Origin of the sequence: Janthinobacterium sp. P210005, from assembly GCF_036231865.1 — a bacterium.
Taxonomy (GTDB): Bacteria; Pseudomonadota; Gammaproteobacteria; order Burkholderiales; family Burkholderiaceae_D; genus Janthinobacterium; species Janthinobacterium kumbetense.
On record NZ_JAZARC010000001.1, the window covers coordinates 55551 to 76831 of the forward strand.

At 63.1% G+C, this 21281-nt stretch carries 22 protein-coding genes; 7 read left to right on the forward strand and 15 right to left on the reverse strand.

The features are described from left to right. Positions 1–4: 4 nt before the first annotated feature. The 10 genes from VPH40_RS00270 to VPH40_RS00315 all read right to left on the reverse strand — a co-directional run bounded on the left by VPH40_RS00270 (position 5) and on the right by VPH40_RS00315 (position 8985). Positions 5–1153, reverse strand: a complete 1149-nt coding sequence (locus VPH40_RS00270; protein WP_328572299.1) for a flagellar hook-length control protein FliK — start codon at positions 1151–1153, stop codon at positions 5–7. Then, positions 1150–1467 carry a hypothetical protein gene (locus VPH40_RS00275; protein ID WP_099664385.1) on the reverse strand — a complete coding sequence of 106 codons (318 nt, stop codon included), beginning with the start codon at positions 1465–1467 and terminating at the stop codon, positions 1150–1152. The genes VPH40_RS00270 and VPH40_RS00275 overlap by 4 nt, the downstream gene beginning before the upstream one ends. Further along, positions 1460–1849 carry a flagellar export chaperone FliS gene (gene fliS, locus VPH40_RS00280; protein ID WP_070219791.1) on the reverse strand — a complete coding sequence of 130 codons (390 nt, stop codon included), beginning with the start codon at positions 1847–1849 and terminating at the stop codon, positions 1460–1462. Before fliS ends, VPH40_RS00275 begins: the two co-directional genes overlap by 8 nt. A gap of 50 nt (positions 1850–1899) precedes the next feature. Next, on the reverse strand, positions 1900–3309 hold the full coding sequence (gene fliD, locus VPH40_RS00285) for a flagellar filament capping protein FliD (protein WP_099664384.1): 1410 nt from the start codon (positions 3307–3309) through the stop codon (positions 1900–1902). Between the two features lie 89 nt (positions 3310–3398). Then, positions 3399–3836, reverse strand: a complete 438-nt coding sequence (locus VPH40_RS00290; protein ID WP_077403163.1) for a flagellar export protein FliJ — start codon at positions 3834–3836, stop codon at positions 3399–3401. Positions 3837–3844: 8 nt separating this feature from the next. Continuing rightward, a complete protein-coding gene (gene fliI, locus VPH40_RS00295) occupies positions 3845–5155 on the reverse strand; it encodes a flagellar protein export ATPase FliI (RefSeq protein ID WP_077403166.1) in 1311 nt (436 codons plus the stop codon). Beyond that, positions 5152–5841 (reverse strand): flagellar assembly protein FliH, encoded by a 690-nt coding sequence (gene fliH, locus VPH40_RS00300; RefSeq protein WP_034787861.1) that lies wholly within the window; start codon positions 5839–5841, stop codon positions 5152–5154. The genes fliI and fliH overlap by 4 nt, the downstream gene beginning before the upstream one ends. After that, positions 5838–6878 (reverse strand): flagellar motor switch protein FliG, encoded by a 1041-nt coding sequence (locus VPH40_RS00305; protein WP_077403172.1) that lies wholly within the window; start codon positions 6876–6878, stop codon positions 5838–5840. Before VPH40_RS00305 ends, fliH begins: the two co-directional genes overlap by 4 nt. Further along, on the reverse strand, positions 6856–8586 hold the full coding sequence (fliF, locus tag VPH40_RS00310; RefSeq protein WP_077403175.1) for a flagellar basal-body MS-ring/collar protein FliF: 1731 nt from the start codon (positions 8584–8586) through the stop codon (positions 6856–6858). The genes VPH40_RS00305 and fliF overlap by 23 nt, the downstream gene beginning before the upstream one ends. 60 nt (positions 8587–8646) lie before the next feature. After that, entirely contained in the window at positions 8647–8985 is a 339-nt protein-coding gene (locus VPH40_RS00315; RefSeq protein WP_328572300.1) for a flagellar hook-basal body complex protein FliE, read from the reverse strand. A 551-nt stretch (positions 8986–9536) separates the two neighbouring features. On the opposite strand from VPH40_RS00315, the gene VPH40_RS00320 reads away from it, so the two are divergent. The 7 genes from VPH40_RS00320 (at position 9537) to VPH40_RS00350 (ending at position 15995) form a co-directional block, all read left to right on the forward strand. Next, positions 9537–10415, forward strand: a complete 879-nt coding sequence (locus VPH40_RS00320) for a FliM/FliN family flagellar motor switch protein (RefSeq protein WP_257218649.1) — start codon at positions 9537–9539, stop codon at positions 10413–10415. A gap of 1 nt (position 10416) precedes the next feature. Then, positions 10417–10782 carry a FliM/FliN family flagellar motor switch protein gene (locus VPH40_RS00325; protein WP_077403184.1) on the forward strand — a complete coding sequence of 122 codons (366 nt, stop codon included), beginning with the start codon at positions 10417–10419 and terminating at the stop codon, positions 10780–10782. Further along, positions 10779–11549 carry a flagellar type III secretion system pore protein FliP gene (gene fliP / locus VPH40_RS00330; protein WP_099664382.1) on the forward strand — a complete coding sequence of 257 codons (771 nt, stop codon included), beginning with the start codon at positions 10779–10781 and terminating at the stop codon, positions 11547–11549. Before VPH40_RS00325 ends, fliP begins: the two co-directional genes overlap by 4 nt. Positions 11550–11552: 3 nt before the next feature. Then, complete coding sequence (locus VPH40_RS00335) at positions 11553–11825, forward strand: flagellar biosynthetic protein FliQ (protein WP_034757874.1); 273 nt, start codon at positions 11553–11555, stop codon at positions 11823–11825. Positions 11826–11836: 11 nt separating this feature from the next. After that, positions 11837–12634: a flagellar biosynthetic protein FliR gene (locus tag VPH40_RS00340; RefSeq protein WP_077403190.1), complete on the forward strand. Its 798-nt coding sequence runs from the start codon at positions 11837–11839 to the stop codon at positions 12632–12634. Positions 12635–12771: 137 nt separating this feature from the next. Further along, positions 12772–13911: an EscU/YscU/HrcU family type III secretion system export apparatus switch protein gene (locus tag VPH40_RS00345; RefSeq protein WP_077403194.1), complete on the forward strand. Its 1140-nt coding sequence runs from the start codon at positions 12772–12774 to the stop codon at positions 13909–13911. Further along, positions 13908–15995 carry a flagellar biosynthesis protein FlhA gene (locus tag VPH40_RS00350; protein ID WP_099664380.1) on the forward strand — a complete coding sequence of 696 codons (2088 nt, stop codon included), beginning with the start codon at positions 13908–13910 and terminating at the stop codon, positions 15993–15995. The genes VPH40_RS00345 and VPH40_RS00350 overlap by 4 nt, the downstream gene beginning before the upstream one ends. A 67-nt stretch (positions 15996–16062) precedes the next feature. Here VPH40_RS00350 and VPH40_RS00355 read toward each other — a convergent pair whose 3' ends face one another. From VPH40_RS00355 to VPH40_RS00375, 5 genes are all read right to left on the reverse strand, one after another. Then, positions 16063–17163, reverse strand: a complete 1101-nt coding sequence (locus VPH40_RS00355; RefSeq protein WP_328572301.1) for a hypothetical protein — start codon at positions 17161–17163, stop codon at positions 16063–16065. A gap of 56 nt (positions 17164–17219) precedes the next feature. After that, positions 17220–18098, reverse strand: a complete 879-nt coding sequence (locus VPH40_RS00360; protein ID WP_099664379.1) for a flagellin N-terminal helical domain-containing protein — start codon at positions 18096–18098, stop codon at positions 17220–17222. A gap of 173 nt (positions 18099–18271) precedes the next feature. Further along, positions 18272–19150 carry a flagellin N-terminal helical domain-containing protein gene (locus tag VPH40_RS00365; RefSeq protein WP_077403203.1) on the reverse strand — a complete coding sequence of 293 codons (879 nt, stop codon included), beginning with the start codon at positions 19148–19150 and terminating at the stop codon, positions 18272–18274. Positions 19151–19334: 184 nt separating this feature from the next. Then, a complete protein-coding gene (locus VPH40_RS00370; protein ID WP_099664378.1) occupies positions 19335–20186 on the reverse strand; it encodes a flagellin N-terminal helical domain-containing protein in 852 nt (283 codons plus the stop codon). A gap of 184 nt (positions 20187–20370) precedes the next feature. Then, a complete protein-coding gene (locus tag VPH40_RS00375; protein WP_099664377.1) occupies positions 20371–21222 on the reverse strand; it encodes a flagellin N-terminal helical domain-containing protein in 852 nt (283 codons plus the stop codon). Positions 21223–21281: the final 59 nt, after the last annotated feature.

The following is a 21281-nucleotide window of genomic DNA, read 5'->3' on the forward strand; positions in this document are numbered from 1 at the left end:
TTCATCAGGCAGTCTCTCGCTCATGCATGGCGTAAGTGGTACCGGCAGGGCTGCCGTCGGACAGGGCGCGCCCCGGTTCCGCGTCGTCGTTCTGGCGGCCCGGTTGACGCTGGCCGCGCGCATCGCCTTCGGCAAACGCCTGGGCGGCGGGGCTGCGCGGGGTGGCGCTGATATTCACGGCCACCTCGGTGTACTGGCGCTGCGCCAGGTCGCTGCGCATGTTTTCGCCGATGCCTTGCAGCTGGCGCAACACTTCCGAGTTCGACGCCGTGACGTTCACCTGCAGCGCGCCAGCCGTGTGGCGGATGGAAATTTCAATGCGGCCCAGCATGGGCGGGTCGAGGCGGATCGTCGCGTGTTCGCTGTTGCGGCCGATCTGCGTCTGCAGGCGTTCGCCCAGCGCTTCGCGCAGCGGTTCCTGCCATTGCTGGGCAGGGCCGTTGAGCTTGATGGTATCGCCGGACGGAGCCGCCGGGGCCGTATTGCCGACCGCGCCCGTCAAACCCAGGTTGGGCGTGGCGGGGGCCGGCGTCGCGGCGCCGCGTTCGCCCTCGCGCGCGGCAGGGGCGGCGGCGGCCGTCACGGGAGTGCTTTGCTGCAGCAGCGCTTCGAACGGCTGTGCCGGCGCGCTGCCCTTGGCGGCGGTCGCCGGGTTGGCGGCGGCCAGCGGTTCGCGCGTGTCGCGCCCTGGCGCTGGCGCCATTGCCGGCGCGGACGCGGTGAGGGTGACGGCCGCGGGATGCAGGCTGATGTTGAGTGCAGGGTTGGCTTGCGCCGCATTCGCCTGCACCGGTGTTTGTGCCTGGGCTGCGGCGCGCGCCTCGGCTGCGGCCGCGTCCGTTGGCGGCAGCATCGTCACCGGCAAGCCGATGACGGGGGCGGCCATGGCCGGCAGGCTGCTGTCGGCCTGGGTGTCGCTGTCGCCGTCCTTGGCGGGTGCAGGCGCGGGCGTGCCGGCGTCGGCCGTTTCCACGGCGGTCACATCGAGCACCTGCGCAAACAGGGGCAGGGCGGAGGGCGCCGTCCCGCTGCTGCTGCCATAGCCCGGCGTGCCGGGCAAGGCAGCGGTCTGTGCCGGCGCTGGCGCCGGTGCGGATGCAGCGGAGGCCGCCGGTGCCGGAGCGGCCGGCGCCGTGTTGAAGTTCATGATCATGCTTGATTCCCGTCCGAGTCGTATTCGCCGAGCGCGGCGTAGGCGACCCAACCTTCCTTATTTGCCTGTAATGCACCCAGGTGTAACCCCAGGCGTTCTTTTTCCTCAGAGCAAATTTTAACCGCTTGCGCGTGAATTTTGCGCAATTGCAACAATTCTGTTTGTTCCAGCGCATTCCATGCGCCCCGTTCAGCCAGCAGCGGGATGTTTTTCGCCAGGCTGGCCGAGAGTTTTTCCATCGCCTCCCAGTCCGGCTGCGCGATGGCCGCGCTCAATTGCCGGCTCAGCTGCTGCAGCGCGGCGCGCCTAGGCATTGTTGGCCTGGACGCCCACCCAGCCGCGCTTGATGGTGGTCATCAAGGTCGTCACTTCGTCGATCAGGGTCGGGTCGAGCTTGATGCCGGCCGTGTACAGGCGGGCCACGCAATAGTCGTACAGGCGCGCCAGGTTGACCACCACTTCGCCGCCATTGTCGAAATCGAGCGAACTCGACAGACCGTTGATGATCTGCGTGCATTTATCCAGGCTGATGGCCTTTTGTTCGTAGCGCTTGCCCACGATATGCCCGCGCGCGCGCGCCAGTTCTTCCAGCAGGCCGTCCGTCAGCACCAGTACCAGCTCGACCGGTGTTGCGCGGGCGGTCTGGGCATCCAGGTTGACGGCGTGGTAGTTGCCGTAAGCTTCATTGTTTAACATGATTGTATTCTCGCTATGTTAACTGTGGCGGCGCGGCAGGCGCATCCGCCTTAGGATTTATTGTTGCTAAACATGGCATCGAACATATCGGACGTCTTGCTCATTTGCTCCTGCAATACTTGCAGACGCGTAAATTGATCGAGGAAGCGTTTGTATGCCGTGTCATATTGGGCCGTGAGGCGCTCGCCGCTCTTGACCAGGCTTTTCTGCAGCTTGTCCGTGGCGGCCTGGCGCTGGGTGATCTGGCCCTTGGTGACATTGCTCCACTGGCCCAGTACCTTGTCCAGGCTGCCGAGCACGCCGGCCGGGGCGGACAGGCTGTTGTTGCCAAAAAGCTTGTCCAGGCCCGTCGGGTTGTCGGCCAGCTTGGCCGTCAGCTTGGCGGCGTTGAGGCTGATGGTGCCGTCGCGCTGGGCCGTAATGCCGTAGGACACGAGCGAGACGCCATTGATGTTCAGGCGCAGGGCGTCGCCCATGCTGCTGCGCAAGGCATTCAGACCGGAATCATGGGCGAAGATGCCCGCGGCGATGTTCTTTTCCGGATTGCCGGGGCTGGCCAGGCCATCCATCAGGGTTTTCAGCTTGTTGTAGGCATCGACGAACGCCTGCACGTTGGCGGCGGTGCCGGAGTTGTCGGTGGCGACGGTCAGCGTGACGGGCGCTTCGGCGGCACTCATGGCGCGGGTGAACGTGATTTTCACATCCTGCACGTTGGTGAATGTATTCGATGCCTGCGTGATGGCCGTGCCGCCGGGTTTGCCGCCCAGCCAGACGATGGCGTCGTCAGCCTTGACGACTTCCTTGATGTTGGCTGGAGCGATCAGCGCGCCTTTCAGCGCGATATTGTCGACAGCGCTGGCGTCGAGCGTGGCGGCGTTGGCAATGCCCGTCGCATTCGACGTCAGTACCAGTTGCGCCTGGTTATTGATGGTCACGATGGAGGCGGTGACGCGCGAATTGTTCTTGCTGTTGCCGTTGATGGCGGCAGCGATTTCCTGCGGTGTCAGTGTGCCGTTGCCATCCTTGTCGGCGGCGGCCAGGTCGATGTTGAGCGTGTTGTCGCCCACGCCATCGCCGATTTTCACTTTCAGCGTACCCGTGCCATCGGCGGTATTGACGTTGCTCAAGCCGCCATACGACATCTGGCTGGCCGTGGCCAGTTTTTCAACAAAAAAGGAATAGGTGCCCGGCGTCGCATTGATGCCGGCCGTGGCCGTGCCGTAGCCGGCGGCGGGGAAGGTGGCGGACTGGCTCAGCACCGATTTGCTGCTGGTCATGGACGACATGGCGCTCTGGAAGGCGGAGATGGCCGACTTCAGGTTGCCCAGCGCCGTGCTGGTGTTGCTGGCCAGCGTGTTCTGTGCCTGCAGGGCGGCCTTTTGCGCGGCGATAGCCTTGGTAGCCAGTTTTTCGGCCGTTGGGATCGGATCGTATTGCGGTGCAGTAATTACGCTTGCCATGCCAGACTCCTGAATAAAGGGATATACCGGTACAAGGCGACCCCCATTCCCGTTTTGTGAAGTTTTCCTGAAAGAAACTTACACAAACCTCATTTTACCTGCCCGCGGAACCAGAATTGCGTCGCCAGCTCGTCTTGCCGCTTGGCATCGACGCGTTGTTGCTCATTTGCAACATACTTTTGTTTCTGCGTGAGGACCTGGTCCAGCACTTCGCGCTTGGCCCAGGCCGTATTGAGCGCGCGTTGCGAAACGGCCATGTTGGCTTCGTGCAAATGCAGATCGGTACGGTGCTGGTCGGCCATCTGCATGACGGCTTGCTTGAAGTTGCCGCAGTTGACGGACAGGGCCAGGGGCAGGGCGCCGCTGGGGCCGCTATCCGTGTACAGGCCCGTCAGGCGTTCCAGGTTTTTCTGGTAGCGCTCGCGCACGGCCGTCTGCGCCGCCATTTCGCCTTGCAGGCGTTCCACTTCGGTGCTGCGCAGGCCGACCAGGGTGGTCAGGTTGCGGATGGTATGCGCGTCGCTCACGTATGCTCCTAGGCCATGATCTGTTCAAGTTGTTCGATGCACGGCCCCATCGGCGCCTCTTCCTTGGTGCCCTGGCACAGGAAGGCTTCGATGGGCGCGTGCAGCTGGACGGCGCGGTCGGTGATCGGGTCCGCGCCGGGCACGTAGGCGCCCAGCGGGATCAGGTCGCGCACGCGCGCATGGCGCGCCATCGACGCTTTCAGCGCGCGCGCCGCCTGCATGTGGGTGGGCGTGATCACCTGCGCCATGCAGCGGCTGATCGAGGCGGCGATGTCGATGGCGGGGTAGTGGCCCCGCTCGGCCAGTTCGCGCGTGAGCACGATGTGGCCGTCGAGAATCGCGCGCGCCGTGTCGACCACGGGGTCCTGCTGGTCGTCGCCTTCGGCCAGCACCGTGTAGATGGCGCTCATGCTGCCTTCCGGGTGGGCGCCATTGCCGGCGCTTTCCACCAGTTGCGGCAAGTTCGAAAACACGGACGGCGGATAGCCGCGTGTGGCCGGCGGCTCGCCCAGAGCCAGCGCCACCTCGCGCAAGGCCATCGCATAGCGCGTCAGCGAGTCGACCAGCAGCAGCACGTGCTTGCCCTGGTCGCGGTAGTGGGCGGCGATAGAGTGGCACAGTTCGGTGGCCATGATGCGCATCAACGGCGATTCATCGGCCGGGGCGATCACCAGCACGGCTTTTTTCAAGCCTTCGGCGCCGAGCGACTTTTCGACGAATTCGCGCACTTCGCGGCCCCGTTCGCCGATCAGGCCGACGACGACGACATCGGCCACCGTCTGGCGCGTGATCAGGCCCAGCAGCACGCTCTTGCCGACGCCGGAACCGGCCATCAGGCCCACGCGCTGGCCCTTGCCCAGGGTCAGCATGCTGTTGATGGCCCGCACGCCCACGTCCAGCGGTTCGACCACCGGTTGTTTCTTCAGGGGATTAATTTTTGGCGGCGTGACTTCCAGGATGTGTTCGCCACCGAGGCGGCCCAGGTCGTCGATCGGCTCGCCCAGGCCATTGACCATGCGGCCCAGCCACGACGGGCCGATCTGCAGGCTGGCCTTGTCGGGCAAGGGCAGAACCCTGGCGCCCGTGGTCAGGCCCGTGGCCTTCTTGAACGGCATCAGGTAGGACAGCTTTTCGCGAAAACCGACGACTTGCGCATCGAGCCACTCGCCGCTCACAGTTTCAATTTGACAACGCTGGCCCGTGTGCAGGCGGCAGCCGGCGCTTTCCAGCAGCAGGCCGGAAGCGCCGACCAGGCGGCCGGTGGGTGTCGCGACCGGGATATCGCCGATCTCGAAACTGCGCAGCGTGTCGGCGATCATGCAGGCGCGCCCTGGTCTGCGTGTTCGGCGGCCAGCGCCAGGTGGCTGCTGACTTGCTCCATGCAGGCCGACAGGCGCTGATGGCAGCCCGCGTCGACTTCATTGTCGCCCGCCTTGATGCGGCATTCGCCCGCGTCGAGGCGCGCGTCGGCGATCAAATTCCAGCGCTTGGCGCGCTTCGGATCGAGTTCGCTGATGCGTTTGAGTTCTTCCGGATTGAGGAAGACGTCGATTTCTTCGCGCGTGGGCGGCATCGAGGCCAGGGTCTCGTCGACCAGGGCCAGCAATTGCACCGGCTGCAGCGCCAGTTCCGCGCGGATCACCTGGCGCGCCACCTTGGCCACCAGGTCGACCACTTCCTTGCGCTGCGCTTCGCGGTAATCGGCGCGCACTTTTTTCAGGTCGCGCAGGATGGCGTCGACGGGGCGCGCCAGGCGGTCCAGCGCCACCAGGGTTTCATTGCGGCCTTCTTCGCGGCCCTGCGCCATGCCGTCGTTGCGTCCGGTGTCGTAGCCGTCCTGCTGGCCTTGCACCAGGCCCACTTCGTAGCCGTCGCGCTGGCCCTGCTCGAAGCCTTCCGAGACGGACGCCTGCCACTGGCCGTCCGTGTCCTCGTTGGAGGCACGCTGACCGGCGGCGATGAATTGCGACAGGGGCGGGAAACGATACGAGCGGAAGTGTTTCATTCGATCACCGCTTCGGCAAACAGTTGCACTTCGATCTCGCCCGCATCGGCGAGGCCCTTGACGGTGGCCATGATTTCCTGGCGCGTTTGTTCGATACGGCTCAAAGGCACGGGGCCGGAACGGCGCATCATGTCTTCGAAGCTCTGTGCCTGGCGGCGCGGCATGGTTTTCAGCACGGCGTCGCGGATCGACGGTTCCGCGCCCTTGAGGGCGATGGCCCACTGTTCCATCGGCACGTCTTCCAGGATGCGCGTGAGCGTGACATCGCTCTGCGTGGCCAGGATCAGGAAGTCGTACATGCTCAGTTCGATTTCCGACACCACTTCCGGGTCGTGCGCGCGCAGCAGTTCGACCAGCGCGGCGCGGTTGCCCGGCATGCGGTTGAGAATCTCGGCCGCTTGGCGGATGCCTTCCACGCTGGTGCTTTGCGTGTCGAGCGTGCCCAGGCAGCGGCCCACCAGTTCGTCGAGCTCGACCAGCAGGTCGCGGTCGATCTCGTCCAGGCGCGCCAGGTTCAGCAAGACCAGGTCGCGGCCTTCGACGGGTAGGGCGTCGAGAATCTGGCCGGCCAGCGCGGGCGGCAGGAAGGCCAGGAACACGGCTTGCATCTGCACGTGTTCATTGACGATGTATTCGGCCAGCCATTTTGGCGAAGCCCACTGCAGGCGCGCCATCTTGGGGCGGATCGCATCGCCGTAGATGTTGTTCAGCACGCTATTTGCGATATCGCTGCCCAGCGCCATGTCCAGCGAACGCTTCAGGTAGCTGCGCGAGGCGCCGTGCACGCCGCTTTGCTGGCGGTAGTCGTCGAAGAAGGTCTGCATCGCCGTTTTCACGGACTCGACCTTGATGCCGCTCATGCGCGACATCACTTGCGTGACTTCCAGCAATTCTTCGCGCGACAGGCAGCGCAGCACGTTGGCCGCCTGCTCTTCGCCTATGCTCAGCAGCACGATGGCAGCCTGTTCCACGGGGTTCAGGCTGGCGCTTTCGTATTCGGCGCCGTCGGAGGGATTATTGTTGTTGAGTTCGGCCATTTTTCTGCATCCATTGTTTGACGACTTCGGCGACACGCTCGGGTTCTTTTTCAGCCAGCACTTTCAGGTGGTCGACCATCACGTCGACCGCCGAGCCAGGTGGCGGCAAGTCATAGTTTTCCAGCAGCGGCACGACTGGCATGCTGCCGCCGGCGGCTTCGCCTTCGAGCGCCAGCGGTGTGCCATTCACGCCCAGGGCAGGCGCGCCGGCAACGGCCGCGCCGTTGGCGCCGGCGGCGGCGCTGCCGCCCAGCGCCAGGGCAGGGTCGAGCTGTTTCAGTGCCGGCGGCGCCAGGCGCGTGGTCAGCAGGCGCAGCAGCGGGCGCAGGATCAGGAAGTAGCCGAGGATGGCGCCCAGGGCGTACAGCAGCCAGCTGCTGAAATCGACGACGGTGTCGCGCTCTTCCCACCACTGCGCCACGGGCGGCTTGGCGGGGAAGGCCAGCGCCGTCAGGCTCAGGCTGTCGCCGCGCTGGGCGTTGATGCCCAGGCCGCTGTTGAGCATTTTTTCAATATTGCCCAGTTCGGCAGGAGTCCAGCCCGTTTTCGGGTTCGGTGCGGCGGCGCTGTTGAGGACCACGGCGACGCTGAGTTTTTCCAGGCGGCCACGGCTGCGCTTAATCTGCGTGATGCTGCGGTCGTAGGCGTACTGGCGCGTGGTGGCGTTCTTGCGGGCCGTGCCGTCGTCGGACGGCTTCGGCGCGCCGTCGGCGGGTGCTGCGCCTGCTGCGTCGGCCGGTGCCGGCACGGCGGCCGCCGGCGGACGGTTCGACAGACTGCCGGGAATGCCGGCCACGGTGCGGTTGCGTTCCTGCTCTTCGCGCATCGCTTCGCTCGTCACTTTCGGGGCTTCGCCGTATTTTTCCAGCGTTTCGTCCACGCGGTCGTTGTTCACGGCGGCCGTCACGCTGAGTTTGAAGTTGTCTTCGCCGATGACGGGGCCGAGCAAGCCCGTGACGTTGCGGCGGATTTCATCCTGGAAACGTTTCGCGCCTTCATTGCCGGCGGCCGAGGCGTCGAAGCCGTCCGTCAGGTCGACGTGCGCGGACAGCAGGTTGCCGCCCTGGTCGACCAGGCTCACGCGCGTGGGCGCCAGGCTGGCGACGCTGCCGGCCACCATGTTGATGACGGCGGCGATCTGTTCCGGCGCCAGGGTGCGGCCCGGTTTCAGCGCCACGACGATCGAGGCGGACGATTTGTCGCCGTCGCTGGCGACGAACGATGTCGATTTCGCAATCGACAGATGGACGCGCGCCGAAGCGATCGCGTCCATCGTCATGATGCTTTGCGCCAGTTCGCCTTCCAGGCCGCGGCGGAAGCGCACGTCCTGCACGAATTGCGATACGCCCAGCGGGTCATTCTTGTCCATCAGTTCCAGGCCGGCCGGCAGTTGCGCCGTCACGCCCTTCGAGGCGAGCAGCATGCGCACCTTGCCCAGCATGGCGTCGGGCACCAGCACCTGGCCGCTGTCCGGATGCAGGCGGTAGGGGATGTGTTCGGCGTCCAGCGTGGCCATCATGTCCGTCACGGCCACTTTTTCGCGCGCGCCAAACACCGGCTTGTAGTTGGCCTGGTCGCGCCAGGCATACATGGTCACCATGGCGGTGATGCCGATGGCCAGCACGACGATGGGAACCAGGTTTTTCAGCAGGGCGGGCGGGATGGCGGGCTGGGCACCAAGGCGCCAGCGCGCAAATGCGGACTTCATGGGGGTAATCACTTGGGGTAACTTTCGCTGGGAGGCTGGGCGTGGATCAGGACGTGAAGATTACAGAGGCAGTTTGATGAGTTCGTCGACGGCGCCCATGACCTTGTTGCGCACTTGCATCAACATGGAGAAGGACAGGCTCGCTTCCTGGCTGGCCAGCATGGCGCCGACCATGTCGTCGCTCTTGCCGCTGTCGACGTCGCTCATTTTCTGCGCCGCCATGCGGTCATCGCCGTTGACCTTGCCGATGGCGTCTTTCATGCTTTGCGCAAAGGAGAAGCCGGATTGTTCCGGCGCGCCGAACTGGGCGGCGGGCGCGATGCTGGCGCCCAGGGCGCGCGCGCCATTGCTCAGTGCTGCCAGATCGGCCTTGATCAGACCTGCGAGTTCGTTGCTCATCGTGCCCTCTACTTTCAATATGCGGTGACGTATCAATCAGAAATTACTGGTGTTGCCATTCCGGCAGGCATGACATCCCGCGCCATCTTGCCCGGCCCGCTTACAGGGCCCATCAGTTTTATCAGTTGCCACACCATCCGCTCAAGCAGATTCAAACAAACCCGGCAGACCTGCGCCGACGTGATTCACATGGCCATGACAACTAATAATTATCTGATAAAAGTTTCTTCTGGTGGCAATAAGCGGGACTGGAAACTGCCATAAAAACCGGAATCAGGTAAGCGGAATGGCGCACTGCAAATCTATATTTTGTCGCTATAAGCTTACCTCGCGGCAACTATAAAGTAAAGAGAGGATTGCCTCAAGGAATATTGATACATGGCAATATTTAGCTTTTTCATGTATTGTTCAGCACCGTAGTCATCCAGCATGCGATACGATGCGCAATCGTTTGCTTGCAGACCGGTACGCCAGGTCAAGATGATGCTGTATTTAATTTCGGGCGATCCGTATAATTTGTTCTGCCACCGCAATACCGACATGACCACTACATGACAATCCTTACCAAGACAGATCAAACTGTGCGCCATCAAGTCCTCGATTCCTGTCTGCTTGGACGTCCTGTCCATTTGCTGCATGTATTCGGCGCCCAGCTGCGCGACGACCTGGCCGTGGCCCTGCGCCAGCCGATGAGTCGCCGCTACTGGGGGAATTTCCAGATCGATGCCGTGACCTTGTCGCGCGTGGAAAACGAGGACAGCGTGAACCGCTGGCTGAGTTTCTCCACGCCGGCCAGCCAGACGGGCTTTGCCCTCGAACGGCAGATACTCTTGAGCGTGCTGAACTATCGCTATGGTAGTGCCGGCGCCAAGGGCGCGCTGCCCGATCCGGCGCAGGTGCGCGTGACGGCCACGGAAGAGCGCCTCGCTGTGGTGCTTGGACAACAGTTGGTGAACAGTTTGTTCTCCCGCGTGCACAAGAACCTGCAAACCCTGGGCAAAAGCAGCGACATCGACACCAGTGCCGAGGTCGCCGCGCAGTCGGGCGTGCATCCGGCACGTGGCAGCTGGATCGTCACGGTGGCGCTCAGCGACGTCGAGGCGGGGCAGAGCGGCCAGTTCTGGTTCTCGCTGGACAAGCGCCTGATGGCCGACGTGCTGCGCGGCTTGCTGCCCGAGCGCGCGCAGGCGAAGAAAGCCTTGCGCGGCAGCGTGCGTCCGCTCGCGTCGCGCCTGCAAGTGACCCTGGAAGGCCGGCTCGTCAGCAAACAGGTGCAGCTGGGCGCCTTGTTCGACTTGCGCGTGGGCGACGTGATTCCCGTTAGCCTCAGCCGCACCGACGTCATGCTCGACGACTCCCGTCTCTTTACAGCTGCTGTTTCCGAACACAAGGGCAAGCTCTGTTTAACCTCCTTTGAAGATGTCGAATAATATGAATATGACCGATACCAACCAGAGCGAAACCCTGCTGGAAGACTTGGGCGATGACATGATCATCGACCAGGGCGACGTGTCCGACGTGGCCAGCGGCCGCGCGCGGCGCGACATTCCGCAGATGATGCGCAAGATTCCCGTCACCCTGACCCTGGAAGTGGGCTCGGCCCGCATTTCGCTGGAAGAATTGATGGCCATCGGCCCGGAAAGCGTGATCGAACTCGACATGCTGGCCGGCGAACCGCTGGTGATCAAGGTCAACGGCACGCCGATCGGCCGTGCCGAAGTGGTGGTGGCCGGTGAGAACTATGGCCTGAAAGTCATCGACCTCGACGGCCTCAATCTCGACCTGATGACAGCATGAAGCTGGCGGTACCCGGCTTGAGCCGGCGCCGCGGCGCGCTGGCTGCCGCGCTGGCTGTTCCCGTTCTGATGCTGTGCTGCAACGCCGCTGGCGCGCAGGACCTGCTGTCCGGCGTGGTGCCGGGCGCGAAGACCGACCTGTCGGTGAAGATGCAGATCCTCGTCGTCATGACCCTGCTCGGGCTGCTGCCCGTGATGGTCATGATGATGACCAGCTTTACCCGCTTCGTCATCGTGCTGTCCCTGCTGCGCCAGGCCCTGGGCCTGCAGCAGGGCTTGCCCAACCGCATCGTCACGGGCATCGCCCTGATCCTCACCCTGCTGGTCATGCGCCCCATCGGCGACCAGGTGTGGAAGGACGCGTTCGTGCCGTACGACCGCGACCAGATCGGCATGCAGGAAGCGCTGAAGATCGCCGAAGTGCCGATTTCGCGCTTCATGCTGGCGCAGACGAGCAAGGCCGCGCTGGCGCAGATCGCGCACCTGGCCGGCGAACCGTCGACCATGCGCCCGCAAGACCACAGTTTCACGGTCAAGCTGGCCGCGTTTGTGTTGTCCGAACTCAAGACGGCGTTCCAGATCGGGTGCATGCTGTTCATACCGTTCCTCATCATCGATCTGGTGGTGGCGTCCGTGCTGATGGCCATGGGCATGATGATGCTCTCGCCGCTGGTGATTTCGCTGCCGTTCAAGCTGCTGCTGTTCGTGCTCGTCGACGGCTGGACCCTGACCGTCAACACGCTCGTTACCAGCATACAGGGCTATTGATCCATGTTTACCCCTGAAGTCGCCGTCGACCTGATCATCGAAGCGCTGCACGTCGTGATGCTGCTGGTGGTGATCCTGGTCGTGCCCGGTTTGCTCATGGGCTTGCTGGTCGCGCTGGTGCAGGCGGCCACCTCGATCAATGAACAGACCATGAGTTTCCTGCCGCGCCTGCTGGTCACCCTGCTGGCCCTGATCCTGGCCGGCCGCTGGATGGCCGGTTACCTGATGGATTATTGCGTGTCCATTTTTCAGCGCGCCGCCACCCTGGTCGGATAGCGCCGCGCGCCATGGATCAGATTTTCAATCAGGTGCTGCCGTTTCTGCTGGCCGTGTGGTGGCCGTTCTGCCGCATCCTGGCCATGCTCAGCGCCTCGCCCGTGATCGGCGACGCCATGGTGCCCGTCCCCGTGCGGGTGCTGCTGTCGCTGGTGCTGGCGATCCTGATGCTGCCCGTGATGCAGGCGTCGGGCATCTCGCAGGATTTGCTGAAGATCGATCCGTTTTCCCTGCACGCCGCCGTCGCTACCCTGGAGCAGGCCATCATCGGCTTCGTCCTCGGCCTGGCCTTCCACTTCGCCATGTCCGTCATGTCGGTGCTCGGTTACCTCGTATCGAGCCAGGTCGGCTTTTCCATGGCCGTCATGAACGACCCGCTCAATGGCACCTCGTCGGACGTGATCACGGGGATGCTCACGATCATGTGCATGATCGTGTTTTTCGCCATCGACGGCCACCTCGTGCTGACGGGCGTGATCGGCGCCAGTTTCACGGCCTGGCCCGTGGGGCAGGGCTACGGTCCGCTGCTGCTGCAGACGGTGGCGTATAACGTGGCGTGGATTTTCGCCGCCGCCATGCTGCTGGCCTTGCCCATCGTCTTTTCCACCATGGTGGTGCAGCTGGGCTTTGGCTTCCTGAACCGGGTGGCGCCGTCGCTGAACCTGTTTTCGCTGGGTTTTTCCATGATCACCGTGTTCGGCCTGCTGATGCTGGGGCAGATCGTGCGCTTTATCCCCGAGCACTACATCGCCATGACGAATCGCGTGCTGGAAATGATCGCCGAACAGATGCGGGTGGCCCATGGATAGCGCACGTGCCGACAAGCTACTGCGCAGTCCACTTCCGGGCATCCGTTGCTCGCTGTACCTCCGTACAGCTGCGCTACTCAACCCGGCATTGAACTTGCTCGCTACGCTTGTAGGGCACGTGCGGAAAGGTGTGGCGCATGGCGGATAGCAGCACGGGCGACAAGACAGAAAAGGCGTCACAGCAAAAGCTGAAGAAATCGCGCCAGGAAGGGCAGGTGGTGCGTTCGCGCGACCTGTCGACGGCGCTGGGCATCCTGATCAGCATGAAGGTCTTCATTTACCTGCTGCCAAGTTATCTGCTGAGCTTCCGCGAGCTGTTCGCCATGGCTTTCATGCCGCTCGACAGCAAGGGCGCGCTGGAAAATGCCATGTCGATGGCGTTTACGACGTCGGTGGGCTTGCTGATCAAGATGATCGTGCCGCTGTTTTGCGTGCCCCTGTTCGTCGTGCTCGGCTCCTTGATCCCTGGCGGCTGGGTCATCAGCACGAAGAACTGGATGCCGAAGATGGAGCGTCTGAGCCCGGCCAAGAACCTGGGCCGTCTGTTTGCGCCCAAGCATGCTTTTGAATTCGGCCTGTCCATCGCCAAGGCCGCCGTGCTGGGCATGGTGCTCGTGCATGTGAGCCGCTCCAGCCTGACGCAGTACGTGGATTTGCAACACCGGCCCCTGCAGCAGGCCATGCTCGACGGCTCGGCGCTGATGCTCGACGGCTTGATGGCGCTCATTTCCGTCTTTGTCCTGTTTGCCATCATCGACGTGCCGGCGCAGGCGTTTTTCTTTGCCCGCAACCAGCGCATGAGCAAGCAGGATGTCAAGGAAGAACATAAAAGCAGCGAGGGGCGTCCCGAAGTGCGCCAGCGCATCCGCCAGCTGCAGCAGCAGATCGGCCGGCGCAGCGTGCGCAAGACCGTGCCCGACGCCGACGTGGTGATCGTCAATCCCGAGCATTACGCCGTTGCATTGAAGTATGACCAGGACCGCGCCGAGGCGCCGTTTGTCGTTGCCAAGGGCGTCGACGAGATGGCGCTGTATATCCGGCAAGTGGCGAAGGAGCACGATATTGAAACGCTGGAGTTGCCGCCGCTGGCGCGCGCCATCTACAACACCAGCCAGGTGCAGCAGCAGATTCCCGTGCAGCTGTACCAGGCCGTGTCGCAGGTGCTCAACTACATCCTGCAGCTGAAAGCATTCCGTTCTGGGCAGCGCGCTGCCCAGCCCCCATTTCCCACCGAGGTGGTCGTGCCATCTCATTTGAGCGAGGTAGTACCTTCATGAATTTCCTGAACCGGTTGGTTGCCGAAATGCGCCGCCACAAGTTCGCCACGCCGCTGTTCCTGCTGGTGATCCTGGCAATGATCATCCTGCCGCTGCCGCCGGTGCTGCTCGATATCTTGTTCACTTTCAATATCGTGCTGGCACTGATCGTCATCCTCGTCAGCGTGTCGGCCAAGCGGCCGCTCGATTTCTCCGTCTTCCCGACGGTGATCCTGGCCACCACCATGCTCAGGCTGACCCTGAACGTGGCGTCCACGCGCGTGGTGCTGCTGCACGGCCACACGGGCGCGGATGCGGCCGGTAAGGTGATCGAGGCGTTTGGTAACGTCGTGATCGGCGGCAACTTCGTCGTCGGTATCGTGGTCTTCGTGATCTTGATGATTATCAACTTCGCCGTCGTCACCAAGGGCGCCGAGCGTATCTCGGAAGTGTCCGCGCGCTTTACCCTCGATGCCTTGCCGGGCAAGCAGATGGCCATCGATGCCGACCTGAACGCCGGCCTGATCAACCAGGAAAAAGCCCAGATCCGCCGCAAGGACGTGGCCGCCGAAGCGGATTTCTACGGCGCCATGGACGGCGCGTCGAAGTTCGTGCGCGGCGATGCCGTTGCCAGTATCCTGATTTTGATCATCAACATGGTGGGCGGCGTGGCCATCGGCTCGCTGATGCACGACCTGTCGTTCGGCGACGCTTTCCGCCAGTACGCACTGCTGACCATCGGCGATGGCCTGGTGGCGCAGATTCCGGCGCTGCTGCTGTCGGCTGCGGCCGCTATCCTGGTGACCCGCATCAGCGATTCGGGCGACTTCGAACAGCAAGTGGCAGGCCAGGTGCTGACGTCGCCGACGGTGATCTTCAGCGCGGCCGGCATGATGGTGGCGCTGGCCCTGATTCCGGGCATGCCGTGGTTCATGTTCATGACCTTTGCCGCCGTGCTGGCCTTCGTGGCCTGGCGTTTGACCAAGCGCGTGAAGGGACCGGACGCGGCCGGCATGGCGGCCATCGAGGCAGCCTTGCGCGAGGAGCGCCCGGCCGAGCTGGAGTGGCAGCAACTGCCTGCCGTGCAGCCGCTGATGGTGATGCTAGGCTATAAACTGGTCGGCATGGTTGATAAAACGCAAGGCGAACCGTTGAACAAGCGCGTCAAGGGCGTGCGCCAGAGCCTGTCTGAAGCGATGGGCTTGCTGCTGCCGAATATCGGCGTGCGCGACGACCTGGCCCTGAAGCCGTCGCAATACGCGATCGTGCTGTCGGGCACCGTGGTGGCGCAGGCGGAAGTGCAGGCCGACCGCCTGATGGCGATCCCGTCGCCGAACGTGTATGGCCAGCTGGACGGCATTCCCGGCATCGAGCCGGCCTACGGCATGCCCGTCACGTGGATCGAGCCAAGCGAGAAGGCGCATGCGCTGGGCCTCGGCTATCAGGTCATCGAGGCGCCCAGCGTGATCGCCACGCACTTGTCGAAGATGGTGCGCGAATACTTGCCGGAACTGTTCCGCCACGAAGACGTCTCGAACATGATGGAACGCCTGACGGCCCTGTCGCCCAAGCTCGCCGGCGCGCTGGACAAGGCGCTCACGCACACGCAGCTGCTGCGCGTGTTCCGCGTCTTGCTGGCGGAAAATGTGTCACTGAAGGATATCGTGCCCATCGCTACCACCTTGCTCGACAGTTCGGAAACGACCAAGGACCCGATCCTGCTGGCGGCCGAGGTGCGTTGCGCGCTGCGGCGCCAGATCGTCAGCGGCCTGTTCGGCCAGAAGATGGAAATGCAGGCGTTTAACCTGGGCGGCGAGCTGGAAAACATGTTGCTCGGTTCGCTGAACCAGGCGCGCCAGGCGGGCAAGGTGACTTTGGATAACTATCCGATCGATCCGCACCTGCTGTCGCAGCTGCAAGTGAACATGCCGGTGGCGCGCGAGCAGATGAAGCAGCAGGCCACGCCGCCGCTGTTGCTGGTGCTGCCGCAGATCCGTCCGCTGCTGGCCCGCTATGCGCGCCTGTTCGCGCCGGGCCTGCATGTGCTGTCGTACAACGAAATCCCGGAAAACCGCGAAGTGAGCATCATCGGCACGGTGGGATAAAACGCTGGCATGAAAAGAAAAACGGCGCTGCGGGCGCCGTTTTTTATGCTGTATCAATTCTGTTGCGTCAATCCTGCTCGTCGATGGGCGGCAGCAGGTCGTGCTCCTGGCCGTCGGCCAGCAGCAGCACGGTGCGGCCTTGCGCCGTTTCTTCGTCGTCGCCATAGTCGTAACCGAGCGGCGCCGCCACTTCCTTCGAAACGATGATGGTTTCCTCTTCGGCCACGTCCGCGGGGGCTGCGGGCGCATCGGGATCGGTCGCCGCTTCCGCTTCCGGCTGCGTCAGCAGCAGCGCCACTTCGGCCATGGCGCGGAACAGGGCCAGCGACAGCGAGGCGGCGCCCGCCTGCATCGGGTAATTGCCGTGCACGCGCTGCGCGTGCAGCTGGCGGTTCAGGCGGCAGCGCACCACGCGCAGGCCGGCGCGCCGCACGGCGTCGGCGATCTCGGGCAGGGCCAGGCGCACATGGCGCAATGCGGCTTCCTCGTCGGCGGCCAGCTCCAGCAGCACGCCGTCGCCGGACGGTTCCATCTGGATCACGACCCGGCCGATACCGATGATGATCAGTTCCACGCGCAGCGCCACCTTGCCGCGCCGCTTGGGCGTTGCATCGTCTTCCTCGTCGCTGGCCAGCACGCGCAGCAGCAGGCGCTGGCCGCCCCAGCCATACACGGCGAAGCGCCACGCTTCGCTGTCGACCGTCAACGGTGGGCGGGCGCCTTCGCGCAGCAGGGCCGGTTGCTGCTCGGCCATGAACAGGTTGCCCGGCACGTGCTGGCCGCGCGCCTGTTCCTGCAAGGCAGCGTATTGCTCGCCATACGTCTTGACCATCACGCGCCATGAGGCGGCCAGCTGCGCCGCGTCGGGCGGCTGCCAGACCAGCTGGCGCGTGAAGAACAGTTGATTGACTTGCATGGCGCTGCTGTCGCGCGGCATGGCGCCGCCCGTCCCGTCGCCATTCGGCTTGATGAGGGACGCCAGGCTGTCCTGGCCCTGCTGTTGCAGCTGGGCGGGCAGGGTGCCGGCGTCGGGCGCGGGCGCCATGTAGGGGCCGATGGGCACCAGCGGCTGGACCACGCCCGGCACCATCGGCGTGGCGGGGCTGACGTCGAAGCGCTGGGTAATCAGGGGAACCGGGTTGCCCGATGAAATGCGGTCTATCGCCATGCCACTGTGTCCAGATGAAAGTCTATAAGAGCCGGTGAATCAGGCGGTATCAGCCATCATGGCTGCAACAGGGACAGTATCATTTTCTGCATGCTCTGGCTTTGCTTGAGCATCGCCGTGCTCGCCTGCAGCAACATTTGTGCCGAGACCATGTTGGCGCTTTCCGCCGCGTAATCGACATCCATGATGCGGCCGATGGCGGCCTTGGTATTGGTGACCATGTTGGCCAGGTTGTTGTGCACGTGGTCGAGGCGGTTGGCCGCCGCGCCCAGGGCCGAGCGCACGCCGCCGACCTGGTCGAGCGCTGCCGCCAGCTGGTCGATCATGTTGTTGGCGCTGCCATTCGTGCCGATTTCGCTGCCGGCCGTGCCGCTGGCGGCAAAGTTGGCCGAAATGGCTTTCAGCAAGGTGTCCAGGCCGCCCATCTTGCCTGACACGTCGAACTGCATGGTTTCGCTGCTGCTGGCGCCGATCTGGAAGGTCATCGCCTCCGACAGGGTGCCCTTGCCGGCACTGCCGTTGCCCAGCAGCAAGCCGCCGCCGTAGGAAGTGTTGGTCATGACGTTGTACAGCTCGAGCCCCAGCGCATCGTATTCGGACTGCATGGCGTCGCGGTCGGTCTGGTTGGACGAAGCGTCGGCCGCCTGCGTGGCCAGGTCTTTCATGCGCACCAGCATGTCGGTGACTTCGCCAAACGCGCCTTCGGCCGTCTGCAGCATCGAGGTGCTGTTCTGCGTGTTGCGCATGGCCACCGTCATGCCGCTGACCTGGGCGCTGAGGCGCGTGGCGATCTGCAGGCCGGCGGCGTCGTCCATGGCCGAGTTGATGCGAAAGCCGGTGGACAGGCGCTGCATCGACGTCGCCAGCCGGCTTTGCGCACTGGCGGCGGCGCTTTGGGCGTACATTGCGGCGATATTGGTGTGAATGCTCAGCACAAGGCGGCTCCGGTGGGCGGTGAGGGTGAATCGGGTCTACCTTGTATAGGCGACTGCGCCGCCCGCATTGTTAAATCGAAAGGCAATATAGTCAAATAAATACGTTTCGCGCATAAAAAAAGCCAGACCGCAGTCTGGCTTGGCGTTGCTGGCCGCAAGCGGCCCGGCAAAGATTATTGCAGCAAGGACATGACCATCGAGGACATGCTGTTGCTTTGTTTCAGCATCGCGGTGCCGGCTTGCAGCAGCATTTGCGACGACGTCATGTTCGAGCTTTCGGTGGCGAAGTCGACGTCCATGATACGGCCGGTAGCGGCCTTGGTATTGGTGGCGATGTTCGACAGGTTGCTGTTGACGTGGTCGAGGCGGTTGGCGGCGGCGCCCAGGGAGGAGCGGATCGTGCCGACATTGTCGATGGCATTTTTCAGCAGGTCGATCGTGGCATTTGCCGTGCCGGTCAGTTCCGTGCCGACGCCGGCGCTGGTTGCCTTGAAGTTGTTGGCGGACAGGCCTTTCAGCGCGCCGTCCAGCGTGACCATGCCTGCTTGCACGGTGAAATCCATGGTTTCCGACTTGGCGGCGCCGATCTGGAAGGTCATTTTGGCTTCCGACAGGGTGCCCTTGCCGGTCGTGCCGTCGCCCAGCAGATTCTGGCCGCCGAACGTGGTATTGGTCATCACGTTGTACAGTTCCAGGCCCAGTGCGTCGTATTCGGCTTGCATGGCGGTCTTGTCGGCCGTGTTCGACGAAGCATCGGCAGCTTGCGTGGCCAGATCTTTCATGCGCACCAGCATGTTGGTGACTTCACCGAACGCGCCTTCAGCCGTTTGCAGCATCGAGGTGCTGTTTTGCGTGTTGCTCATGGCGACCGTCATGCCGCTGGTCTGTGCTTTCAGGCGGGTAGCGATCTGCAGGCCGGCAGCGTCGTCCATTGCCGAGTTGATGCGGTAGCCGGTCGACAGGCGGGTCATCGAGGTCGACAGTTGCGATTGGGTCTTGGCGATCGAGTTTTGTGCGGACAGCGATGCGTTGTTGGTGTGAAGGCTCAGCATTGTATTGCTCCTGGTAAGTGAATTCGTCGAGCGGCAGGTAATTTCTTGCCCTCACCCCTACAAGGCGACAGGGGAGCGTCTTTCATTAAATTCCACATGGAAATTTTTTATCTGGCGCGCGGCCATGAAAAAAAGCCCCGGCAATCGCTTGCCGGGGCTTTCAGGTGGCGCGAGGCGCCGGTGATTATTGCAGCAAGGACATGACCATCGAGGACATGCTGTTGCTTTGTTTCAGCATCGCGGTGCCGGCTTGCAGCAGCATCTGCGACGAGGTCATGTTCGAGCTTTCGGTGGCGAAGTCGACGTCCATGATGCGGCCGGTAGCGGCCTTGGTGTTGGTCGAGATGTTCGACAGGTTGCTGTTGACGTGGTCGAGGCGGTTGGCAGCGGCACCCAGTGCCGAACGTACCACGCCGATGCTGTCGATGGCCGAAACCAGGCTGCCGATGGCGGCGTTGGCGCTGGCGGTCAGTTCGGTGCCCAGGCCGGCGGCGCCGAAGTTGGCGCTGGCCGAACCCAGTGCGGCGGTGACGCTGCCCATCGAGGTGGACAGGTTGATGCTCATCGTTTCCGACTTCGCGGCGCCGATCTGGAACGTCATGGCGCTGGCGATGGTGCCGCCGGTCAGCAGAGCTTGGCCGCCGAACGTGGTGTTTTTCATCACGTTGGACAATTCCAGGCCCAGTGCGTCGTATTCGGCTTGCATGGCGTCCTTGTCGGACGTGTTCGACGAAGCATCGGCAGCTTGCGTGGCCAGATCTTTCATGCGCACCAGCATGTTGGTGACTTCACCGAACGCGCCTTCAGCCGTTTGCAGCATCGAGGTGCTGTTTTGCGTGTTGCTCATGGCGACCGTCATGCCGCTGGTCTGTGCTTTCAGGCGGGTGGCGATCTGCAGGCCGGCAGCGTCGTCCATTGCCGAGTTGATGCGGTAGCCGGTCGACAGGCGGGTCATCGAGGTCGACAGTTGCGATTGCGTTTTGGCGATCGAGTTTTGTGCGGACAGCGATGCGTTGTTGGTGTGAAGGCTCAGCATTGTATTGCTCCTGGTAAGTGAATTCGTCGAGCGGCAGGTAATTTCTTGCCCTCACCCCTACAAGGCGACAGGGGAGCGCCTTTCATTAAATTCCACATGGAAATTTTTTATCTGGCGCGCCGCCATGAAAAAAAGCCCCGGCAATCGCTTGCCGGGGCTTTCATGTGGCGCGAGGCGCCGGTGATTATTGCAGCAAGGACATGACCATCGAGGACATGCTGTTGCTTTGTTTCAGCATCGCGGTGCCGGCTTGCAGCAGCATTTGCGACGAGGTCATGTTCGAGCTTTCGGTGGCGAAGTCAACGTCCATGATACGGCCGGTAGCGGCCTTGGTGTTGGTCGAGATGTTCGACAGGTTGCTGTTGACGTGGTCGAGGCGGTTGGCGGCGGCGCCCAGTGCCGAACGTACCACGCCGATGCTGTCGATGGCCGAAACCAGGCTGCCGATGGCCGTGTTGGCCAGGGTTTTCAGTTCGGTGCCGCCGGCGGTACCGGTGAAGTTGGCGGTGGCCGAACCCAGTGCGGTGGCGACGCTGCCCATCGAGGTGGACAGGTTGATGGTCATCGTTTCCGACTTCGCGGCGCCGATCTGGAACGTCATGGCGCTGGCGATGGTGCCGCCGGTCAGCAGAGCTTGGCCGCCGAACGTGGTGTTGTTCATCACGTTGGACAATTCCAGGCCCAGTGCGTCGTACTCGGCTTGCATGGCGTCCTTGTCGGCCGTGTTCGACGAAGCATCGGCAGCTTGCGTGGCCAGATCTTTCATGCGCACCAGCATGTTGGTGACTTCGCCGAACGCGCCTTCAGCCGTTTGCAGCATCGAGGTGCTGTTTTGCGTGTTGCTCATGGCGACCGTCATGCCGCTGGTCTGTGCTTTCAGGCGGGTGGCGATCTGCAGGCCGGCAGCGTCGTCCATTGCCGAGTTGATGCGGTAGCCGGTCGACAGGCGGGTCATCGAGGTCGACAGTTGCGATTGGGTCTTGGCGATCGAGTTTTGTGCGGACAGCGATGCGTTATTGGTGTGAAGGCTCAGCATTGTATTGCTCCTGTAGGATATATTCAGCGAGACGCGCTATTTTTCTGCTCTCACAAGCA